Source organism: Kitasatospora sp. HUAS MG31, from assembly GCF_040571325.1.
Classification (GTDB): Bacteria; Actinomycetota; Actinomycetes; order Streptomycetales; family Streptomycetaceae; genus Kitasatospora; species Kitasatospora camelliae.
Window position 1 is genome coordinate 1,992,193 of record NZ_CP159872.1, and the last position, 19,474, is coordinate 2,011,666.

A 19,474-nucleotide genomic window follows, 5' to 3' on the forward strand; every position below is an offset into this window, starting at 1 on the left:
GCCCGTCCTCCCCGAGGAGTGCGCTGTGACGACCTACCAGGTTTGGGCCCCGGACGCCGTGCTCGTGGAGGTGGAGGTGGCGGGCGTCCCCCACCCGATGGGCCGGCTGGCGGACCGGCCGGGCTGGTGGGAGGGCGAGGCGCCGGACGGCGACTACGGGTTCCGGCTGGACGGCGGCCCGGCGCTGCCGGACCCGCGCTCGCCGCGGCAGCCCTCCGGGCCGGACGGGCCGAGCCGCCGGGTGGACCACGCGGCGTTCCGCTGGTCCGGGACGGCGTGGCGGGGCCGGTCGCTGGCCGGGGCGGTGCTGTACGAGCTGCACGTGGGGACCTTCACCCCGGGCGGGACGTTCGACGCCGCTGTCGAGCGGCTGGACCACCTGGTGGACCTCGGGGTGGACTTCGTGGAGCTGATGCCGGTCTGCCCGTTCCCGGGCCGGTACGGCTGGGGGTACGACGGGGTGTCGCTGTGGGCGGTGCACGAGCCGTACGGCGGGCCCGAGGGGCTGAAGCGGTTCGTGGACGCGGCGCACCGGCGGGGGCTGGGCGTGGTGCTGGACGTGGTGCACAACCACCTGGGCCCGTCCGGGAACTACCTGCCGGCGTTCGGGCCGTACTTCACCGACCGGCACCACACGCCCTGGGGCAGTGCGGTGAACCTGGACGCGCCGGGGTCGGACGAGGTGCGGGCGTACCTGATCGGCAGCGCGCTGGCCTGGCTGCGGGACTACCGGATCGACGGGCTGCGGCTGGACGCGGTGCACGCCCTGGTGGACCACCGGGCGCTGCCGTTCCTGGAGGAGCTGGCCGTCGAGGTGGACCGGCTGGCGGCGGCGGTGAACCGGCCGCTGTTCCTGATCGCGGAGTCCGACCTCAACGACCCGCGGACCACCGCGCCGCGGGAGGCAGGCGGGCTGGGGCTGGCCGCGCAGTGGAGCGACGACTTCCACCACGCGCTGCACGCCCTGCTGACCGGGGAGTCGCAGGGCTACTACGCGGACTTCGCGGCGGCGCCGTACGCGGCGGTGGAGCGGACGCTGACCGGGGGGTTCTTCCACGACGGCGGCTGGTCCTCGTTCCGGGGGCGGCGGCACGGGCGGCCCTTCCGGTCGGGGTGCGGGCAGCGGCTGCTGGGCTACCTGCAGACCCACGACCAGGTGGGCAACCGGGCGACCGGGGACCGGCTGTCGGCGGCGCTGTCGCCGGGCCGGCTGGCGGCGGGGGCGGCGCTGGTGCTGACCTCGCCGTTCACCCCGATGCTGTTCATGGGCGAGGAGTGGGGGGCCGGCACGCCCTGGCAGTACTTCACCGACCACACCGACCCCGAGCTGGCGGAGGCCGTCCGGCGGGGGCGGCGGCGGGAGTTCGCCGAGCACGGCTGGCGGCCGCAGGACGTCCCGGACCCGCAGGCGGCCTCCACGGTGGCCGCCTCCACCCTGGACTGGGCGGAGCCCGCCCGGCTGCCACACGCCGAACTGCTGGACTGGTACCGGCGGTTGATCCGGCTGCGGCGGGACCGCCCGGAGCTGACCGACCCCGATCTGCGGGCGGTGCGGGTGGCGTACGACGAGCGGCAGGAGTGGCTGGTGGTGCACCGCGGGCCGTACCGGGTGATCGTGCACCTGGGGCGCGGGGAGCCGCGGGCGGTGCCGCTGGACCGGCCGTACGCGGGGACGGCGGCGCTGTTCGGGGACTGCTGGCCGTCCGGGGACGGCTCGGTGTTCCTGGCGCCGGAGTCCACCGCGGTGGTGCGCACCGGCTGACCGGGGCGGGCGCGGCCGGCCCGGCTCACCCCAGGAACCCGGCGATCCCGGTGCGCAGCGCGGCGGCGTCCAGGCCGTAGGCGGCCAGGTGCTCGGGGATGGTGCCGTAGTGGCGGTGCTCCTCGCGCGGGACGCCGAGGGCGAGGACCCGGTGCGGCCGGTCGGCCAGGGCCCGGTGGGCCTCGGCCTCGGAGGTGCCGGCCAGGTAGGGCTCGACCAGGACCACGTCGGCCCGGTCGACGGCCGCGGCCCGCAGCGCGGCGGCGTCGAAGGGGCGGACGGTGGCGGCGTACAGCACGGTGACGTCCAGGCCCTCGGTGGCCTCCAGCACGGCGTCCAGCATCGGGCCGACGGCGAGCACCACGCCGCGCCGCCCGCGCCGGACGGTGAGGAACCGGCCGGGGACGACGGGCCGGGCGGCCCCGTTGGCGTGGGCGGACAGCCGCAGGTAGACCAGGCTGTCGCCGTCGGCGGCGGCGTGCCGCAGCAGGGTCTCGGCCTCGTCCGGGTGGCCGGGCACGTGGACCGTCCAGCCGGGCAGGGTGTCCAGCAGGGCGACGTCCCCCGGGGACATGTGGGTGCGGCCGCCGGCCGGCCAGTCGTACGAGCCGGCGGCGCTCACCAGGACCGCGCCGACGCCCTGGTGGACCAGGTCCAACTTGATCTGCTCCCAGGGGCGTTCGATGAGGAAGCTGGCGAAGGTGTGGGCGATCGGGCGCATCCCGGTGAGGGCCAGGCCGCCGGCCGCGCCGATCAGCAGCTGCTCGCGGATGCCGACGTTGACCACCCGGTCGGGGTGGCGGTCGGCGGCGGTGCGGAAGCCGTCCGCGCCGATGTCGGCGAGGACGACGCTGAGCCGGGGGTCGTGGTCGAGCAGGTCGGTGGTGACGGCGGCGAAGCGCTCGCGCATGGTGTCCATCGGGGTGGGGATCCTTCCGGGATCGCGGGTTCGGCAGGGCGGGGACTCGGCGGGGCGGGGATTCGGCGGGGCGGGGACGAGGCCGGTCAGGAGTACTTGGGCTCGACGCGGGCGACCACGGCGTGCGGACGGCCGGGGTGCGGGGCGGTGAAGGCGCGGTGCAGGGCCCCGTGGTCGCGGCCGTCCACGGTCGCGGTGGACCAGCCCTCGGCGGCGAACCGGGCGGCGATCCCGCCGCGCCAGCCGTGCGTGGCGGAGGAGTTGTCGATGGCGACCACGTGCAGCCGGTCCAGGCCGGCCGCGCCGGCGAAGGCCACCGCCTCGTGGTTGCTGCCCTCGTCGAACTCGGCGTCGCCGATCAGCACCCACACGGCCGGGTCGGCCAGGCCCTGGGCGCGCAGGCCGAGCGCGGTGCCGACGGCCAGCGGCAGGCCGTGGCCGAGCGATCCGGAGCCGATCTCCGCGCCCGGCACCAGCAGCCGGTCCGGGTGGTGGCCGAGCGGGGAGTCGTACCCGCCGAAGCTCGTCAGCACCTCGGGGTCGAGGAAGCCCTTGGCGGCGAGCACCGCGTAGTAGGCCATCGGGCCGTGGCCCTTGGAGAGCAGGAACCGGTCCCGGTCCTGGTCCTGCGCGGTGGCGGGGGTGACCCGCAGCACGCGGTCGTACAGCACCCACAGGGCGTCCAGGGTGGAGGTGGCGGCGGGTCCGTGCTTCTCGTCGCCGGTCATCAGGGCCATCAGCCGGGGCAGGTCGTGGAAGCCCGGGCCGGCGGAGGCGATCTCTGCGGTGGTCATGCCATCAGCCTGCAAGTTCAAGCCCGCTTGAGGTCAAGCGCTATCCTCCGACCATGGCACCCAGCCGGCACGACCTCCTGACCATCGGCCAGCTCTCCACGCGCAGCGGCCTGGCCGCCTCGGCGCTGCGCTACTACGAGTCACTCGGGCTGATCCGCGCCGAGCGCACCGCGGGCAACCAGCGCCGCTACCCGCGGGCCACCCTGCGGCGGATCGCCTTCGTCCGGGCCGCGCAGCAGGTCGGGCTCTCCCTCGAGGAGGCGCGCACCGCCCTCGACCGGCTCCCGGAGGACCGGGCGCCGAACGCCGCCGAGTGGGCCCGGGCGGCCGCCGCCTGGCAGCAGCGGATCGACCACCAGATCGCCCAACTCGAACTGATGAAACAGAAGTTGACCGGGTGCATCGGCTGCGGATGCCTCTCCCTGTCGCGCTGCGCGCTGTACAACGCCGGCGACCGCGCGGGCCGCTCCGGCCCCGGCGCCCGCTACCTGCTCACCGGCGATCCCGAGGACGGACCCGGGACACCGCCCTCCGAGGCGTGATCCGGGCCACTATGCTGCGAAGCCGAGGACTCGATCTGCGAGCGGGGAGTGCGGAGATGACCGACCATCAGGACATGGCGCTGGACTGGATGTCGGACGGCGCCGACGCACCCCCGCCGCCGGTCGACCTCCGGCCGGAGATACCCCACCCCGCCCGCATGTACGACTACTACCTCGGCGGCAAGGACAACTTCCCGGCCGACCGGGAGGCCGCGGAGAAGGTGCTCGGGCTGAGCCCGCTGGTGCGGATCAGCGCCCTGGCCAACCGGGCCTTCCTCCAGCGGGCCGTCCGGCACCTCGCCGAGCAGGGCGTCCGGCAGTTCCTGGACATCGGCACCGGCATCCCGACCGCGGGCAACACCCACGAGGTGGCGCAGCGGGTCCACCCGGACGCCCGGGTGGCGTACCTGGACAACGACCCGATCGTGCTGGTGCACAGCCGGGCGCTGCTGGCCGGTACCGGGCACGGCGGGGTGACCGTGCTCCAGGCCGACCTGCGCGACCCGAAGGCGATCCTGTCCGACCCGCAGGTGCGGTCGGTGCTCGACCTGGACCGGCCGGTGGCGCTGCTGCTCTTCGCGATCCTGCACTTCATCGACGACGCCGACGACCCGTACGGGATCGTCCGCACCCTGGTGGACGCGCTGCCCTCCGGCAGCTACCTGGCGATGTCGCACGGCACCGCCGACTTCTCCACCCCCGACCAGGCCGCCAAGGGCCCGGCGGTCTACCGGAACGCCACCGCCCAGCTCACCATGCGCAGCCGGGAGCAGGTGCTGCGGTTCTTCGACGGCCTGGAGTTGCAGGAGCCGGGCCTGGTCACCGCCCCGCTGTGGCGGCCGGACCAGCCGGCCCAGCCGACCGACGGCGAGGTCGCCATCTGGGCGGGCGTCGGCCGCAAGCCGTGACGGCTCGGTGCCCGCTGACGGCCGGGGCGGCCGGTCAGCCGGCCTGACGCTGCTTCAACGTCGCCCACACCTCGCGGACCCGGGGGGCCAGTTCGGCCAGGTCGCCGCCGTTGTCGATGACGATGTCGGCGACCGCCAGCCGCTCCTCCCGGGTCGCCTGGGCGGCCATCCGGGAGCGGGCCTCCTGCTCGGCCATGCCGCGCAGCCGGACCAGCCGGTCCACCCGGACCTCGTCCGGCACGTCCACCACGATCACCAGCTCGTACAGCGGGGCCAGCCCGTTCTCGGCGAGCAGCGGGACGTCGTGCACCACCACGTCCGCGGGCCCGGCGCCCGCCTCCAGCTCGGCCGAGCGGGCCCGGACGAGCGGGTGGACGATCGCGTTCAGCGCGGCCAGCCGCTCCGGGTCGGCGAAGACGATCGCGCCCAGCGCGGGCCGGTCCAGCGAACCGTCCGCCAGCAGCACCCCGGGGCCGAACTCGGCCGCCACGGCCGCCAGCCCCGCCGTCCCGGGGGCCACCACCTCACGGGCGATCAGGTCGGAGTCCACGATCACCGCGCCGAGGGCGGCGAGCTGCTTGGACACCTCGCTCTTGCCCGCGCCGATCCCGCCCGTCAGTCCGATCCTCAGCATGCGGCCAGGCTACAGGGCGGCCCCGGCCCGCCTTCGGGTGGAGCCTCAGGGCGGTGCTCGCCGGCGGCCGGGCGGTGCTCGGACGGCGAACGCCACCGGTCGGCGGGGCGAAGATCAGGCGAATCCTCGGCGCGGCAGGCTCCTGGAAGCCCTCCGCCGGCGGGCACCGGCGCTCCGGGGCGTTCCCGGCGCACCCCCGGGCCGGTTAGGGTGCCCGGCAGGTCCCCCGCACCGTGCTCGAACCGAACGGAGTCCCCCATGTCCAGCCTCTGGCCCGCCGGACGGCGCCGCGTCCTGGTCGTCGGCATCGACGGCGTCCGCCTCGACCTGCTGCCGGAGCTGCACACCCCGCACCTGGACGCGGTCGCCGCGGCCGGCTTCCTCGCCCCGGTCGAGGTGGACGAGGCCACGCCGACCATGTCCGGACCGTGCTGGGCCACCATCGTGACCGGCGTCGGCGTCGCCAAGCACGGCGTGCTCGGCAACCACCTCGGCGGCAACCGGCTGGACGTGTTCCCCGACTTCACCACCCGTCTGGCCGCCGTCCACCGCCGCCGCACCTTCGCCGCCGGCGGCTGGGAGCCGCTGTTCCTCGCCCGCAGCGGCGGCCCGCTGTTCGCCGCGCCGGGCCGGCTGTCGTACATCGCCCCGCTGGAGGACACCCCGGAGGCCTGGGAGGTGTGCGACGAACGGGTCACCGCCGAGGCCGAGTACGTGCTCGGCCGCAGCGACGACGACCCGCAGGCCTCCTTCGTCTACCTCGGCGCGGTGGACGAGACCGCCCACTTCCTGGGCTGCGGGCCGGAGTACCGGCGCTCGGTGGAGGCCGCCGACCGGCGGCTCGGCCGGCTCCTGGACGCCCTCCGCCGGCGCGCCGGCTACCAGGAGGAGGAGTGGACGGTCATCGTGGTCACCGACCACGGCCACGTGGACCAGGGCGGCCACGGCGGCCGGTCCGTCCTCGAACGCACCGCCTGGATCGCCGCGTACGGCCCCGGCATCGCCCCCGGCGCGGCACCCGCCCGCCCGCTGCACCACACCGACGTGGCCGCCCACGTCTACGCGGCGCTGGAGATCGCGCCCGACCCGCACTGGACGCTCGACGGCCGGCCGTTCGAGACGGTGGCGGCGGAGCCGGTGGATCCGGTGGATCCGGTGGATCCGGTGGATCCGGTGGATCCGGTGGAGCTGGTCACCGTGGGGTGAGGTGGGCGAAGACCACGACGTTGCCCCGGTAGCCGGTGGACTTGGAGTAGCCGCCGCCGCAGGTGATCACCCGGAGTTCGGGGCGGCCGGTGGAGCCGTACACCTGCTGGACCGGGAAGTCCGCGCGGTCGAAGACCCGGACGGCGTCGACGGTGAAGGCCGCGGTCGTGCCGTCGGTCCGGGCGACCTCGATCCGGTCACCGCGGTGCAGGGCGCCGAGGTCCCAGAACACGGCGGGGCCCCGGGCGGTGTCCACGTGCCCGACCAGGACGGCGGTGCCGAGGCTGCCCGGGGTGACGCCGTCGCGGTACCAACCGGCCGTGGTGGGGCTGGTGGTGGGGGGTGGGGCGATGCGGCCCTCGCCGTCCACGGTGACGGGGGTGAGGGGGGCGTCGACGGTGATCGTGGGGATCCGCACCCGGGTGGGGGCGGACCACGGGAGGCCGACGGGGGTCGGCTGGTCGACGGTCGGCGCCGGGGTCGGCGCCACGGTCGGTGGCTGCCACGCATCCACGGCGGCCGGCCTCGGCGGCGCCTGCACCGCGGTCCCCTCCCGCACCATCCACCCTCCGGCCCCCACCGCGACCACGGCCGCCACCAGCACCACCGGCACCCTCCGACCCACCTCAACCGCCTCTCACGCACGAGCCCGGCGCACCCCGTCCGGGGAACCGGTGGGTCCTTCGGGGGCGCGTGGGGCCAACCGGTTGCGAACCGGCCCCTGCTCCTCCTGTGTGGCCTCCCCGCCGGGCCCCGAACCCGGCGGGGAGGTCGTTCGGGTGGCCGCCCGTCAGGGGGTGCGGCGGCGGCGGAGGGCGACGGTGGCGGTGGCGATGCCGGCTGCGGCCAAGGCGCTGCCCGCGGTGGTGAGGAGGGGGTCGGTGCCGGTCGTGCCGCCGCCCTCGCCGGCGAGCGAGGGGCCGGACGGGACGACGGCGTTCGTGGTCGGGAACAGCTCCGGACCGCAGGTGATCACCGCGGAGGCGCCCTGCACGGTCACCTCCACCGTCCCGGTCTGCACGGTCCGGACGGTGGTGCCGGCCGGCGTGGTGAAGGTGGTGCCCGGACCGTTCGTCAGGTGCTCCTGCCCGTCGGCACCGGCCACCCGCAGGTCGCCGACCCCGGCACAGGCGACGATGTCGCCGCTCTTCAGTTCGAGGCTGCCGCCCTCCGTCCGGCCCTTGATGGGGGTGCCCCCGCCGGACGGCACGCCGTCGGCCCGGGCGGGCCCGGCGAGGGCGGTGACGGCGGTGAGGGCGGCCACGGCGCAGCCCGCCACCGCCAGCGCGCGGGCGGCACGGACGGCCCTCGATCCGAATGCAGCTGACATCGGTCCTCCTCGTACGCGGCGGGACCGACGGACGGCCCGCCGGTCTCGATGCACGAGGATCCCCGGATAAATAGGTCAATACCACCGCCAAACGGGTGCTTCTGACCCCCGGTCAACCCGGGAGGAGGATCCGGGACGGACCGTCAACGGTCAGAGGTCCACGCCCTCCCCCGCCGCGAGCTGCGCGAACTCCGCTCCCGTCCCCGGCCCGCCGGTGCCGAGCAGCCGGCCGTGCACCTGCTGCCCCAGCTCGCTCAGGACGGCCTCGTGGATCGCCAGTGCCCGCCGCGGGCCGGCCTCGCGGACGTAGTCGATCAGTTCGGAGACCTTGGTCCAGGGGCCGGCGATCGGCAGCAGCAGGGTCTCCACCGGGTGCGGGGGCAGGGTCAGCGCGTCGCCGGGGTGGAAGAGCCGGCCGTCCAGCAGGAAGCCGGTGTTGCGGACCCGGGGGATGTCCGGGTGGATCACCGCGTGCCACTCGCCGTGGACGCTGACGCTCAGCCCGCCGAGGTCGAAGGCGTCCCCCTCGCCGACCACGGTGACCCGCGAGCCGATGCCCTCCAGCTGCTCGGCCACCGCGCGGTTGGTCCAGATCCGCAGGCCCGGATCCTCCGCGACGGCGGCCCGCAGCCGGTCCTCGGCGAAGTGGTCGAAGTGCTCGTGGGTGATCAGCACCGCGTCGGCGCCGTGGAGGGCGTCCTCCTCGGTGAACAGGCCCGGGTCGATGACGACCGTCGTGTCCCCGTGCTCGATCCGGACGCAGGCGTGCCCAAACTTCGTCAGTCGCATACGGAAAACAGTACAGCAAGACTGCGCAGTTTCGCTGTGGATCTGACCGGTAGGCTGATCCCATGGACACCGACCCCCTGGAGCTCGCCGCCGACCTGCGCCTGGCCATCGGCACCCTGGTACGCCGGCTGCGGGTCGGTGACGAGCTGCCGCAGAACCAGGCCGCGGTGCTGGGCTGGCTGGTCCGCGAGGGACCGCGCACCACCAGTGAGCTGGCCGACCTGCAGCGGGTGCGCCACCAGTCGATGGCCCGGACGGTCGCCCTGCTCACCGAGGCCGGGCTCGTCGAGCAGCGCCGGCACGCCACCGACGGCCGCAAGGTGCTGCTCGCCGTGACCGAGGCCGGCACCCGGGCCCTGCACACGCAGCGGGCGCGCCGCGAGGGCGAGATCGCCGCGGCCATCACCGAGCGGCTGGACCCCGAGGAGCGCCGCCGGCTGGCCGACGCCGTCGACCTGCTGCGCCGACTCGCCTGACCCCCCCGGACGACCGGCATCCGGACACGCCGACGGCCCGGCCCCTCCACAGGGAGGAACCGGGCCGCGGGCGGAACGACCGGGTCGGCTACGACGCCTTGATCAGCTCCCGCTCGTCCACCGGGCGCTGCGCCGGGACGGTGGCGGGGACGTCCAGCGGCGGCAGCTCCACGTGCTCGCTGAGCCCGATCCGCCGGTGCAGCCGGCGCAGCGGGGCCGGCGCCCACCAGTTGAGCTTGCCGAACAGAGACATCGTGGCCGGCACCAGCAGGCAGCGGACCAGGGTGGCGTCCACCGCGACGGCCACCGCCAGGGCGATGCCCATCTGCTTGACCATGAGCATCTGACCGGCCGCGAACCCGGCGAAGACGATCACCATCAGCAGGCCGGCCGAGGTGATGATCTTGCCGCTGCGCTGCAGGCCCAGCTGGACGGCCCGCTGGCTGTCGTACCCCTGGTCGTACAGCTCCTTGATCCGGGCGAGCAGGAAGACCTCGTAGTCCATGGACAGACCGAAGGCGAAGGCGAAGACCAGGACCGGGATGATGCTCTCCAGGCCGCCGGTGGGCGTGAAGCCCAGCAGCCCGCTGAAGTAGCCGTGCTGGAAGACCAGGGTCAGGGCGCCCAGCGAGGCGCCGAGCGAGAGCAGGTTCATCAGCAGGGCCTTGATCGGCATCACCAGCGAGCCGGTCATCATGAACAGCAGCACCAGGGTGCCGGCCGCGACCAGGCCGAGGGCCCACGGGCCGCGGGTGGCGATCTCGTGCTGGAAGTCGACCACGGCCGCCGCGTCGCCGGTGACGTAGGTCTTGAGGCCGCCGCGGTCCGCGCGCAGCTCCTTGACCACGGTCTTCGCCTGCTCGCCCTGGGCGTCGCCGTTCACCAGCACCTCGACGGTGCTCACGCCGTCGCTCACCGGGGTGACCGCGCGGACGTCCGCGACGCCGGGGAGGCCGGCCACGACCTGGTCGGCGTAGGCCTGGGCGCGCTCCTGGCCGGCCTCGACCACCACGGTGATCGGCGCGGGGGCCTGGTCCGGGAAGCGCTCGGTGACGGTCTCGGCGACCTGCCGGGCGGAGAAGGACTGGGGCAGCACGTCGGCGCCGGAGTTGCGCGGGTGCGCGGTGAGGAAGGGCGCGCCGGCGGCGACCAGGATCGCCACACAGGCGAGCATCACCGGGACGGCCCGGCGCTGCACCCGGCGGACGGTACGGGAGAAGAAGCCCTCGTCCGGGACGGGGGCGGTGGGGGTCTTGATCCGCTTGCCGACGAAGCCCAGCAGGGCCGGGACCAGGGTCAGCGCGGCGGCGACCGCGATCACCACGACGCTGACGCCGGCGACCGCGACGGCCCGGAAGACCGGACTGGTGAAGACGAACAGGCCCGACAGGGCCACGGCCACGGTCAGCCCGGAGAAGGCGACGGTCCGGCCGGCGGTGGCCGCGGTGCGCTCCACGGCCTGGTCGATGGTGGCGCCCTGGCCGCGCTCCTCACGGAAGCGGTTGACCATCAGCAGCGCGTAGTCGATGGACAGGCCCAGACCCAGCACGGTGGCGATGGGCAGGACGCTGGTGTCGATGTCCATCAGCCGGCTGAAGCCGAACATGGACAGCAGGGCGCCGCCGACGGAGGCGATCGCGCCGATCGCGGGGAGGCCGGCCGCGGCCAGGCCGCCGAAGACCAGCACCATGACGATCAGGGTCAGCGGCAGGGTGACCAGCTCGCCGAACCTGGTGTCCTTCTCGGTCTGCTCCTGGACCTCCTTCTGGAGGACCAGGTCACCGCCGACGGTGACGTGCGCACCCGGCGCCGCGATGCCCTCCAGACGGTCGGTGACCGCGGTGAGCTGGGCGTCCGTGCTGCCGTCGGCCATCCGCACCGAGACCAGGCTCGCGTTGCCGTCGGAGGAGGTGAGCGAGGGGCCCGCGCTGTAGGTGTCCACCGCGGTGGCCACGCCCGGGAGCTTCGAGATCTCGGCGGTGGCGGCGGTGACGGCGCCGCGGACGGCCTCGTCCCCGACCGGCGCGCCGTCCACCACGGCGGTGACGGTGCCCTGCACCGGGTCGGCGGCCTGGACGACGGAGGTGCCGCGGGCCGACTCGGAACCGCCGGAGCTGGAGGAGACCGTCCCCTCGAAGACCCGCCCCCCGATCAGCACACCGACGGCGAGGACGACGGCCCAGAAGCCGAGGACCCAACGACGGTGCTTGTAACACGTACGACCGAGAGCGGCGAGCCGCCCGCCGACCTGGTGGCCGGCGGTGGTGCGGGGGTTGCGCATAAGCGAGGCCTTTCGGACAGTTCACCCCAATGTAGGTGCAATCCCGCTTTCGTCCTATAGAAGGACGATGAGCCGCATCTCACAATCAGCTACACATAAAGAATGCATAAGTAAAAGCAGAACCCCCGCCCGGAATTCCGAGCGGGGGTTCTGCTTAAGGATCAGCCCTCAGGCGTGATCAGCTCTGGCCGCCGGCCAGCTTCTCACGCAGAGCGGCGAGCGCCTCGTCCGAAGCGAGAGCGCCGGAGCCCTCGTCGCTGGAGGAGGAGTACGAGCCACCGGAGACCGGAGCCTCCTCGCCGGCCTCGGCGGCAGCGGCGGCGTCGGCCTCACGGCTCTTGATGACCTGGGCCTGGTGCTGCTCGAAGCGGGACTGGGCCTCGGCGTACTGCCGCTCCCACTCCTCACGCTGCTTCTCGAAGCCGGGCAGCCAGTCGTTCGCCTCGGGGTCGAAGCCCTCCGGGTAGATGTAGTTGCCCTGGTCGTCGTAGGACGCGGCCATGCCGTACAGGGTCGGGTCGAACTCGACCGACGCCGGGTCGGCACCGAGGGACTCGTTGGCCTGCTTCAGCGAGAGGCTGATGCGACGACGCTCGAGGTCGATGTCGATGACCTTGACGAAGATCTCGTCGCCGACCTGGACGACCTGCTCCGGGATCTCGACGTGGCGCTCGGCCAGCTCGGAGATGTGGACCAGGCCCTCGATGCCCTCGTCCACGCGGACGAACGCACCGAACGGAACCAGCTTGGTGACCTTACCCGGAACGACCTGGCCGATCTGGTGGGTACGGGCGAACTGCTGCCACGGGTCCTCCTGGGTCGCCTTCAGCGACAGGGAGACGCGCTCGCGGTCCATGTCCACGTCGAGAACCTCGACGGTGACCTCCTGGCCGACCTCGACAACCTCGGACGGGTGGTCGATGTGCTTCCAGGACAGCTCGGAGACGTGCACCAGGCCGTCGACGCCACCCAGGTCCACGAAGGCACCGAAGTTGACGATCGAGGAGACGACGCCGGAGCGCACCTGGCCCTTCTGCAGGGTGGTGAGGAAGGTCTGGCGGACCTCGCTCTGGGTCTGCTCCAGCCAGGCACGGCGGGACAGGACCACGTTGTTGCGGTTCTTGTCCAGCTCGATGATCTTGGCCTCGAGCTCCTTGCCCACGTAGGGCTGCAGGTCGCGCACGCGGCGCATCTCGACCAGCGAGGCGGGGAGGAAGCCGCGGAGGCCGATGTCGAGGATGAGACCACCCTTGACGACCTCGATGACGGTACCGGTGACGATGCCGTCCTCTTCCTTGATCTTCTCGATCGTGCCCCAGGCACGCTCGTACTGAGCGCGCTTCTTGGACAGGATCAGGCGACCCTCCTTGTCCTCCTTCTGGAGGACCAGGGCCTCGATGTTGTCGCCGACGGCGACAACCTCGTGGGGGTCGACGTCGTGCTTGATCGAGAGCTCGCGCGACGGGATGACACCCTCGGTCTTGTAACCGATGTCGAGGAGCACCTCGTCACGGTCGACCTTCACGATGACGCCCTCAACGATGTCGCCATCGTTGAAGTACTTGATGGTCTCGTCGATCGCGGCGAGGAACGCGTCCGCGTCGCCGATGTCGTTGACCGCAACCTGCGGGGTGGTGCTGACAGAGGTGTCGGTGGGGCTCGTCATTAGGAAAAGGGCTCCGGTACGGACATGAAGTCGTAGGTAATGCCACGCGGAGGGCCCTGATCGCTCCCACCGAAAGCCGGACAGCCCAGAACACGGAGCACCATCCCGAACCACGGGGTGATGTCCGTCTAGTGACCGTGGGGTCTTCGACAGATGCGAGCGCGACCTGCTCCGTCCGAGGCGCGCAGGCCCGCAGCGCAACTTGTAGCATACGGGGACAGCCGAGCACGGTCAACGCCGAAGACGGCTAGACCGGTAGAGGCCGGGATGGATCAGGCCATATCCTCCGAATGCGCACCTCACGGCGGCAGTCGGAGACCTCGAATCCCCGGATGCCACCGCCCGTTCCGGCTCCCGTACAGGGCCGGACCGCGGCAGCGGCGCTTCCGCACCCCATACCCTACGCGACGGGCTCCATGACCTTGGCCACCACCCCCGACCCCGTGCTCCGTGATCTTGACGAGCCCCGCGAGTCCGACGTCCCGGACGACCCGGACGGCGACGACGCCGTCCGGCGCCCGGCGGAGGCCACGGAGAGCAGCCGGGCCAGCCGCCACTGGTGGGACCGGAACGCCGACGAGTACCAGGACGAGCACGGCGCGTTCCTCGGCGACGACCGCTTCACCTGGTGCCCCGAGGGTCTGGACGAGGCCGACGCCCGTCTGCTCGGCGACCCGGCCGGGCTGCGCGGCCTGGCCGTGCTGGAGCTCGGCGCCGGCGCCGCCCAGTGCTCGCGCTGGCTGGCCGCCCGGGGCGCCCGCCCGGTGGCCCTGGACATCTCCTTCCGGCAGCTCCAGCACTCGCGCCGGATCGACCTCCAGCGCGACACCCCGCCGGTCACCGTGGTGCAGGCGGACGCGGCGGTGCTGCCGTTCGCGGACGGCTCCTTCGACCTGGCCTGCTCGGCGTACGGCGCGGTGCCGTTCAGCGCCGACACCGCCGCCATGATGCGTGAGGTGCACCGGGTGCTGCGGCCCGGCGGGCGCTGGGTGTTCTCGGTGACCCACCCGATCCGCTGGGCGTTCCCCGACGAGCCCGGCGTCGAGGGCCTCACCGCCACCTCTTCCTACTTCGACCGCACCCCCTACGTCGAGCAGGACGAGCAGGGCCGGGCCACCTACGTCGAGCACCACCGCACCCTGGGCGACCGGGTGCGGGAGCTGGTCGGCGCCGGATTCCGGCTGCTGGACCTGGTGGAGCCGGAGTGGCCGGACGGGCACGACCAGGAGTGGGGCGGCTGGAGCCCGCTGCGCGGGCGGCTGATCCCCGGCACCGCGATCTTCGTCAGCGAGCGGGGCTGATCTTGCGTTCGGTCGGTCTCGAACTGCCGGTCCGCACCTGCGTCCCGGCCCTGCAGCGGGCGCTCGCCGAACAGGGCGCCGCGGTGCTGGCGGCGCCGCCCGGCACCGGCAAGACCACGCTGGTCCCGCTGGCCCTGGCCGGGCTGGTGGACGGGCTGCCCGGGCCGGCCCGCCGGGTGCTGGTGGCCGAGCCCCGGCGGCTCGCCGTCCGGGCCGCCGCCCGGCGGATGGCCTGGCTGCTCGGCGAGCGGGTGGGCGAGCGGGTCGGCTTCACCGTCCGCGGCGAGCGCCGGGCCGGACCGCGCACCGTCGTCGAGGTGGTCACCACCGGCGTCCTGCTGCAGCGGCTGCAGCGCGACCCCGAGCTGGCCGGCGTGGACGCGGTCGTCCTGGACGAGTGCCACGAGCGGCACCTGGACGCCGACACCGCGCTCGCCTTCCTGCTCGACGTCCGGGCGGTGCTCCGCCCGGAACTGCGGGTGGTGTGTGCCTCCGCCACCTCGGACACCGCCGCCTGGGCCGAGCTGCTCGGCGGCGCACCGGTGGTGGCGGCCGAGGGCGTCTCGTACCCGGTGGAGGTGGTGTGGGCGCCGCCGCCGCGGCCGGTCCGCCCGCCGCAGGGCACCCGGTGCGACCCCGCGCTGCTGGAGCACGTCGCCGCCACCGTCCGCCGGGCGCTGGCCGAGCGCACCGGGGACGTCCTCTGCTTCCTGCCCGGGGTCGGCGAGATCGCCCGGGTCGCCGGGCAGCTGACCGGCGGCCCCGCCGCGGTGGACGCCGAGGTCCTGCAGCTGCACGGCCAGGCCGCGCAGTCCGTCCAGGACGCCGCGCTGGCACCCGGCGAGCGGCGGCGGGTGATCCTGGCGACCTCGGTGGCGGAGTCCTCGCTGACCGTGCCGGGCGTCCGGCTCGTGGTGGACGCCGGACTGGCCCGCGAACCGCGCACCGACCACGCCCGCGGTCTGTCCGGCCTGGTCACCGTCCGGGCCTCGCTGGCCGCCGGACGGCAGCGCGCCGGCCGGGCCGGCCGCGAGGCCCCGGGCACGGTGTACCGCTGCTGGGCCGAGGTCGAGGACGCCCGCGCCGCCCGGTTCCCCACCCCCGAGATCGCCCTCGCCGACCTCACCGCCTTCGCCCTGCACGCCGCCTGCTGGGGCGACCCCGACGCGGCCGGCCTCGCCCTCCCCGACCCCCCGCCCGCCGGGGCGATGGCCGCGGCCCGCGCGGTACTGCTCGCTCTCGGCGCCGTCGACCCGGACGGCCGCGCCACCGACCGCGGCCGCGCCATCGCCCGTACCGGCCTGCACCCCCGGCTCGCCCGCGCCCTGCTGGACGGCGCCGCGCGGGTCGGCCCCCGACGCGCCGCCGAACTGGTCGCCCTGCTCTCCGAGGAACCGCCGCGGGCCCTCGGCGACGACCTGGTGGAGGTCTGGCGGACCGTCCGCCGGGCGGAGGACCCGTACGCGCGGCGCTGGCGGGACGAGGTCCGGCGGCTGCGCGGACACCTGGACGCCCCGGGGGACGGGCCGGGCGCCGACGGCTCCGGGCCGTCGGACCGGGAGGCGGCCGGCCTGGTGGTCGCCCTGGCCCACCCCGAGCGGATCGCCCGGGCCCGGGGGCCGCAGGGCCCGTACCTGATGGCCTCCGGGACGGCCGCCGACCTCGGGACCGGCTCCCGGCTCTCCGGAGTGGAGTGGCTCGCCGTGGCCGTCGCGGACCGTCCCGCCGGCTCCCCCTCCGCCCGGGTCCAGCGCGCCGTACCGCTCGACGAACCGACTGCCCGGCAGGCCGGCGCGACCCTGCTGACCGACCGCGAGGAGGTCCACTGGTCGGTACGGGACGGCGAGTTGACGGCACGCCGGGTGACCGCGCTGGGGGCGATCGAACTGGACGCCGCCGCCCTGGCCGACCCCGATCCCGACCTGGTCAGGGCCGCCCTGGTGGACGGGCTCACCCGGGAGGGCGTCGGCACCCTGCTCCGCTGGCCGGCCGCCGCCACCGGACTCCGGGAACGGCTCGCGTTCCTCCACCGCACCCTCGGCGACCCCTGGCCGGACGTCTCCGACGAGGCCCTGCTCGACGCCGCCGGCGCCTGGCTGGAACCCGAGCTGTCCCGGGCCCGGCGCCGGGCCGACCTGGCCCGGATCGACACCGCCGCGGCGCTGCAGCGGCTGCTCCCCTGGGCCGGCGGCGACGCCGGACGGCTGGACGAGCTGGCGCCCGAGCGGATCACCGTGCCGAGCGGGTCGCGGATCCGGGTGGACTACGCGGACGACCGGCCGGTGCTGGCCGTCAAGCTCCAGGAGCTGTTCGGCTGGGACACCGCCCCGGCCCTCGCGGGCGGCCGGGTCCCGCTCACCGTCCACCTGCTCTCGCCCGCGGGGCGGCCCGCCGCCGTGACCGGCGACCTGGCCCGCTTCTGGCGCGAGGGGTACAAGGCCGTCCGCGCCGACCTCCGCGGCCGCTACCCCCGCCACCCCTGGCCCGAGGACCCCACCACCGCCACCCCCACCCGCCACACCAACCCCCGGGGACGCACCAACGCACCCGGTTGATCCAGGCAATTCAGGGGCGCGGGGAACTGCGCCGGCCGAACGCAACCAGCCAGCCCGCAAGGGGCGCGGGGAACTGCGCGAAACGGAAGGCCACCTGCCCGAGCACGGCAACGACCGGACGTCGCACCACGCTCTCCCGACAGCGTCCACCCCCCCACCACCGCGAGGGTGCGGCACCGCCGAGGGCAGCGGACGGACGCCTACCGCTGCGCGCAGTTCCCCGCGCCCCTGTGGGTTATCCGGTTGCGTTCAGCGTCGGGCCGCCGGCAGGGCGGCGAGCATGAGGTGCTCGGTGGTCCGCAGGTACTCCTCCGCCGCGGTCGCCGCCTCCGTGGGGTTGCCGGCGTGGACGGCGTCGGCGACCGGGCGGAGGCGGGCCGCCGCCACTGCGGGGTCGTCGAACGGCGCCCGCAGTGCCCCCCGGACGGGCAGGTAGGCGTTGAGGAGCGTGTTGGTGAGCAGCAGGTAGACCCGGTTCCCGGTGGCGCGGGCCAGCTCGCGGTGCACCTCGGCCTCGGCGAGCTGCGCCGCGTCCCCGTCCTCGGCGCGCCCCACCTCGTCCACGAGGTCCCGCAGGCGCCGCCCCTGGGCGTCGGTCCGGCAGGTGGCCGCCCGGCGGGCGATCAGGGCGCCGATGTGCCGCCGTACCTCGAAGACCTCGGTGAGCCAGCCGCTGTCGCGAGTGGCGAGCATCGGGAGGAGGTCGGCGCCGCCGAGGCGGAGGAAGTCGCGGACCCGGGTGCCGATGCCGTGCCGGGTGCTGAGGAGTCCGGCCTGTTCGAGGCGGGAGAGGGCGTGCTTGAGGGTGGTGCGGGTGACGCCGTAGCCGGCGGCGAGTTCCCGCTCGGGGGGCAGCAGCGAGCCGGGCCCGTGGGTGCCGTCCAGGATGTCCTCGCGCAGCCGGTGTTCCAGGACGTCGACGACGGACTGGCGGTTGATGGGCTCGACGGCCACGGAGGGTCTCCCTCTGGATGACAGACGGCGGACGGCGGACGACACACAGGGACGCGGCGGGCCGCAACGGCCCGGGTCCGGAGTCAAGCGGTCCGCCGCACGCGCGTCAAACCCCGCCGGGAGCCGTGGGCCGGAGACCGGCCGGTCGGGGCCGGTCTCCGGGTTCAGCGGGTGGCGGGGGTCAGAACTGCTCGACGAAGTACGGCTGGACCTCCATCCAGCCGTTGCCGGTGGCGCCGTTGAGGCGGCCGGAGCTGGTCCGGGCGAGGGTGTACCAGGAGTCGACGTAGTCCGGGTCGTCGGTCCACCAGGAGGTGGGGAGGGCGGCCAGGACGGCGTTCACCAGCGGGATGTAGGCGCCCTGGTCGGCGATGGTGAGCAGGACGGCGGCGACGGCCTGGGCGAGGGCGAGGTAGTTGGTGTCGCCGTCGTCCTCCATGAGGACCACGTCGGCGAGGTTGTACTTGTAGTTCGACCAGTTCACCAGGATCTGGTTGGGCTGGTAGACGGTGCCGTCGTACCGCAGGTAGGGCATGGCGACCGAGTCGACGCGGACCTTGCCGTCCTGGCCGAAGCCGGTGACCAGGCTGAACATCTCGGCGGCGCCCTTGAACCAGGGTTCCTCGTCGTCGGAGACCTCGATCTTGTTGATCTTGGTGGCCCACCAGCCGCCGGCGGCCTGCGCGGTGGCCACGCCCTTGGCGGCGAACTCCCGCTTCAGCACCTCCAGTCCGGCCTCCAGGGCCTTGGCGCCGTCGAGGTCGACCAGGTAGACGGGCTGCCGGGGGATCTCCCGGGTGTCGAGGGTGTGGGCGCGGCCGGCGGTGTCGTACGCGCGGACGGTGCGGGCGTGGTCGTCGGCGACGGCGGTGGCGACCAGCGGGGCTGCGCCGGCGTCGAGGGCGGCGCGCATGGACGGGTCGGCGAGCTGGACGCGGAGCAGCGGGCCGAGGTCGGCGCCGAGGCCCTTGGCTCTGGCGATGCCGCGGTCGGCGTCGGCGGTGGCGGCGGCCAGGTGGCGGCCCGGCGCGGTCGCGGACTGCGCGGCCAGCGGGGCGAGTCCGGTCGGTCCGTCGGCGGTGGCGCCGCGAAGCCGGGTCTGCCAGGCGGGGTCGGCGAGGGTGGTGGCGAGGGTGCGGGCCATCCCGTCCTCGATGGCGGACACCTGGCCGGTGGACACCTGGCCGGCGGGGGCGGGGGCCGGCGCGGGGGCAGCGGCGGCCTGGCCGGCGGCGAGCACGCCGAGCACGAGGGTCGTGACGGCGACGGTGGTGCGCCGCGGGCGGAGGAGCGACATGGGGTCTCCTGACTCGGTTGACGGGGGTGGTGCCAACGTTGAGTGGTGCCATGACAAGTG

17 protein-coding genes are annotated in these 19,474 nt (G+C 74.5%); 7 read left to right on the top strand and 10 right to left on the bottom strand.

Features of this window, described 5'->3' with window-relative positions:
* Positions 1-25: 25 nt before the first annotated feature.
* Positions 26-1,762, top strand: a complete 1,737-nt coding sequence (gene treZ / locus ABWK59_RS09285) for a malto-oligosyltrehalose trehalohydrolase (RefSeq protein WP_354639503.1) — start codon at positions 26-28, stop codon at positions 1,760-1,762.
* 25 nt (positions 1,763-1,787) lie between these two features.
* Here the strand turns inward: treZ and ABWK59_RS09290 are convergent, their stop codons facing one another.
* A complete protein-coding gene (locus ABWK59_RS09290; RefSeq protein WP_354639504.1) occupies positions 1,788-2,681 on the bottom strand; it encodes a transketolase family protein in 894 nt (297 codons plus the stop codon).
* A gap of 86 nt (positions 2,682-2,767) precedes the next feature.
* Positions 2,768-3,475: a transketolase gene (locus tag ABWK59_RS09295; protein ID WP_354639506.1), complete on the bottom strand. Its 708-nt coding sequence runs from the start codon at positions 3,473-3,475 to the stop codon at positions 2,768-2,770.
* Positions 3,476-3,528: 53 nt separating this feature from the next.
* Between ABWK59_RS09295 and soxR the strand changes: the two genes are divergently transcribed.
* Positions 3,529-4,017, top strand: coding sequence for a redox-sensitive transcriptional activator SoxR (gene soxR / locus ABWK59_RS09300; protein WP_354639508.1), 489 nt, complete (start codon positions 3,529-3,531; stop codon positions 4,015-4,017).
* A 56-nt stretch (positions 4,018-4,073) separates the two neighbouring features.
* Entirely contained in the window at positions 4,074-4,925 is an 852-nt protein-coding gene (locus ABWK59_RS09305) for an SAM-dependent methyltransferase (protein ID WP_354639509.1), read from the top strand.
* Between the two features lie 34 nt (positions 4,926-4,959).
* Here ABWK59_RS09305 and coaE read toward each other — a convergent pair whose 3' ends face one another.
* Complete coding sequence (gene coaE, locus ABWK59_RS09310) at positions 4,960-5,559, bottom strand: dephospho-CoA kinase (RefSeq protein ID WP_354639510.1); 600 nt, start codon at positions 5,557-5,559, stop codon at positions 4,960-4,962.
* A 258-nt stretch (positions 5,560-5,817) separates the two neighbouring features.
* Between coaE and ABWK59_RS09315 the strand changes: the two genes are divergently transcribed.
* Positions 5,818-6,765 (top strand): alkaline phosphatase family protein, encoded by a 948-nt coding sequence (locus ABWK59_RS09315; protein WP_354639512.1) that lies wholly within the window; start codon positions 5,818-5,820, stop codon positions 6,763-6,765.
* Here ABWK59_RS09315 and ABWK59_RS09320 read toward each other — a convergent pair.
* The 3 genes from ABWK59_RS09320 to ABWK59_RS09330 all read right to left on the bottom strand — a co-directional run bounded on the left by ABWK59_RS09320 (position 6,752) and on the right by ABWK59_RS09330 (position 8,884).
* Positions 6,752-7,327 (bottom strand): class F sortase, encoded by a 576-nt coding sequence (locus ABWK59_RS09320; protein ID WP_354644884.1) that lies wholly within the window; start codon positions 7,325-7,327, stop codon positions 6,752-6,754. The two genes, ABWK59_RS09315 and ABWK59_RS09320, sit on opposite strands and share 14 nt — an antisense overlap.
* 228 nt (positions 7,328-7,555) lie before the next feature.
* A complete protein-coding gene (locus tag ABWK59_RS09325) occupies positions 7,556-8,095 on the bottom strand; it encodes a hypothetical protein (RefSeq protein ID WP_354639514.1) in 540 nt (179 codons plus the stop codon).
* Between the two features lie 150 nt (positions 8,096-8,245).
* Complete coding sequence (locus ABWK59_RS09330; RefSeq protein ID WP_354639515.1) at positions 8,246-8,884, bottom strand: MBL fold metallo-hydrolase; 639 nt, start codon at positions 8,882-8,884, stop codon at positions 8,246-8,248.
* Between the two features lie 62 nt (positions 8,885-8,946).
* On the opposite strand from ABWK59_RS09330, the gene ABWK59_RS09335 reads away from it, so the two are divergent.
* Positions 8,947-9,360, top strand: coding sequence for a MarR family winged helix-turn-helix transcriptional regulator (locus ABWK59_RS09335; RefSeq protein ID WP_354639517.1), 414 nt, complete (start codon positions 8,947-8,949; stop codon positions 9,358-9,360).
* An 88-nt stretch (positions 9,361-9,448) separates the two neighbouring features.
* Here the strand turns inward: ABWK59_RS09335 and ABWK59_RS09340 are convergent, their stop codons facing one another.
* Entirely contained in the window at positions 9,449-11,641 is a 2,193-nt protein-coding gene (locus tag ABWK59_RS09340; protein ID WP_354639519.1) for an MMPL family transporter, read from the bottom strand.
* 178 nt (positions 11,642-11,819) lie between these two features.
* On the bottom strand, positions 11,820-13,307 hold the full coding sequence (gene rpsA / locus ABWK59_RS09345; RefSeq protein WP_354639521.1) for a 30S ribosomal protein S1: 1,488 nt from the start codon (positions 13,305-13,307) through the stop codon (positions 11,820-11,822).
* A gap of 416 nt (positions 13,308-13,723) precedes the next feature.
* On the opposite strand from rpsA, the gene ABWK59_RS09350 reads away from it, so the two are divergent.
* Together ABWK59_RS09350 and hrpB are read left to right on the top strand one after the other, a co-directional pair.
* Positions 13,724-14,608 carry a class I SAM-dependent methyltransferase gene (locus ABWK59_RS09350; protein ID WP_354639523.1) on the top strand — a complete coding sequence of 295 codons (885 nt, stop codon included), beginning with the start codon at positions 13,724-13,726 and terminating at the stop codon, positions 14,606-14,608.
* A gap of 2 nt (positions 14,609-14,610) precedes the next feature.
* Positions 14,611-17,163 carry an ATP-dependent helicase HrpB gene (gene hrpB, locus ABWK59_RS09355; RefSeq protein WP_420492751.1) on the top strand — a complete coding sequence of 851 codons (2,553 nt, stop codon included), beginning with the start codon at positions 14,611-14,613 and terminating at the stop codon, positions 17,161-17,163.
* A 249-nt stretch (positions 17,164-17,412) separates the two neighbouring features.
* Here the strand turns inward: hrpB and ABWK59_RS09360 are convergent, their stop codons facing one another.
* Both ABWK59_RS09360 and ABWK59_RS09365 read right to left on the bottom strand, forming a co-directional pair.
* A complete protein-coding gene (locus ABWK59_RS09360; protein WP_354639524.1) occupies positions 17,413-18,117 on the bottom strand; it encodes a FadR/GntR family transcriptional regulator in 705 nt (234 codons plus the stop codon).
* 181 nt (positions 18,118-18,298) lie between these two features.
* Positions 18,299-19,414 carry a DUF3103 family protein gene (locus ABWK59_RS09365; RefSeq protein ID WP_354639525.1) on the bottom strand — a complete coding sequence of 372 codons (1,116 nt, stop codon included), beginning with the start codon at positions 19,412-19,414 and terminating at the stop codon, positions 18,299-18,301.
* Between the last annotated feature and the right edge of the window lie 60 nt (positions 19,415-19,474).

Bases quoted from the DNA above. Each gene is read 5' to 3' on its own strand.
- ABWK59_RS09295 (WP_354639506.1), bottom strand. From the start codon at position 3,475: ATGACCACCGCAGAGATCGCCTCCGCCGGCCCGGGCTTCCACGACCTG.
- coaE (WP_354639510.1), bottom strand. From the start codon at position 5,559: ATGCTGAGGATCGGACTGACGGGCGGGATCGGCGCGGGCAAGAGCGAG.
- ABWK59_RS09335 (WP_354639517.1), top strand. From the start codon at position 8,947: ATGGACACCGACCCCCTGGAGCTCGCCGCCGACCTGCGCCTGGCCATC.
- ABWK59_RS09290 (WP_354639504.1), bottom strand. From the start codon at position 2,681: ATGGACACCATGCGCGAGCGCTTCGCCGCCGTCACCACCGACCTGCTC.
- ABWK59_RS09340 (WP_354639519.1), bottom strand. From the start codon at position 11,641: ATGCGCAACCCCCGCACCACCGCCGGCCACCAGGTCGGCGGGCGGCTC.
- ABWK59_RS09365 (WP_354639525.1), bottom strand. From the start codon at position 19,414: ATGTCGCTCCTCCGCCCGCGGCGCACCACCGTCGCCGTCACGACCCTC.
- ABWK59_RS09350 (WP_354639523.1), top strand. From the start codon at position 13,724: ATGACCTTGGCCACCACCCCCGACCCCGTGCTCCGTGATCTTGACGAG.
- ABWK59_RS09325 (WP_354639514.1), bottom strand. From the start codon at position 8,095: ATGTCAGCTGCATTCGGATCGAGGGCCGTCCGTGCCGCCCGCGCGCTG.
- rpsA (WP_354639521.1), bottom strand. From the start codon at position 13,307: ATGACGAGCCCCACCGACACCTCTGTCAGCACCACCCCGCAGGTTGCG.
- ABWK59_RS09315 (WP_354639512.1), top strand. From the start codon at position 5,818: ATGTCCAGCCTCTGGCCCGCCGGACGGCGCCGCGTCCTGGTCGTCGGC.
- ABWK59_RS09330 (WP_354639515.1), bottom strand. From the start codon at position 8,884: ATGCGACTGACGAAGTTTGGGCACGCCTGCGTCCGGATCGAGCACGGG.
- soxR (WP_354639508.1), top strand. From the start codon at position 3,529: ATGGCACCCAGCCGGCACGACCTCCTGACCATCGGCCAGCTCTCCACG.
- ABWK59_RS09320 (WP_354644884.1), bottom strand. From the start codon at position 7,327: ATGGTGCGGGAGGGGACCGCGGTGCAGGCGCCGCCGAGGCCGGCCGCC.
- ABWK59_RS09305 (WP_354639509.1), top strand. From the start codon at position 4,074: ATGACCGACCATCAGGACATGGCGCTGGACTGGATGTCGGACGGCGCC.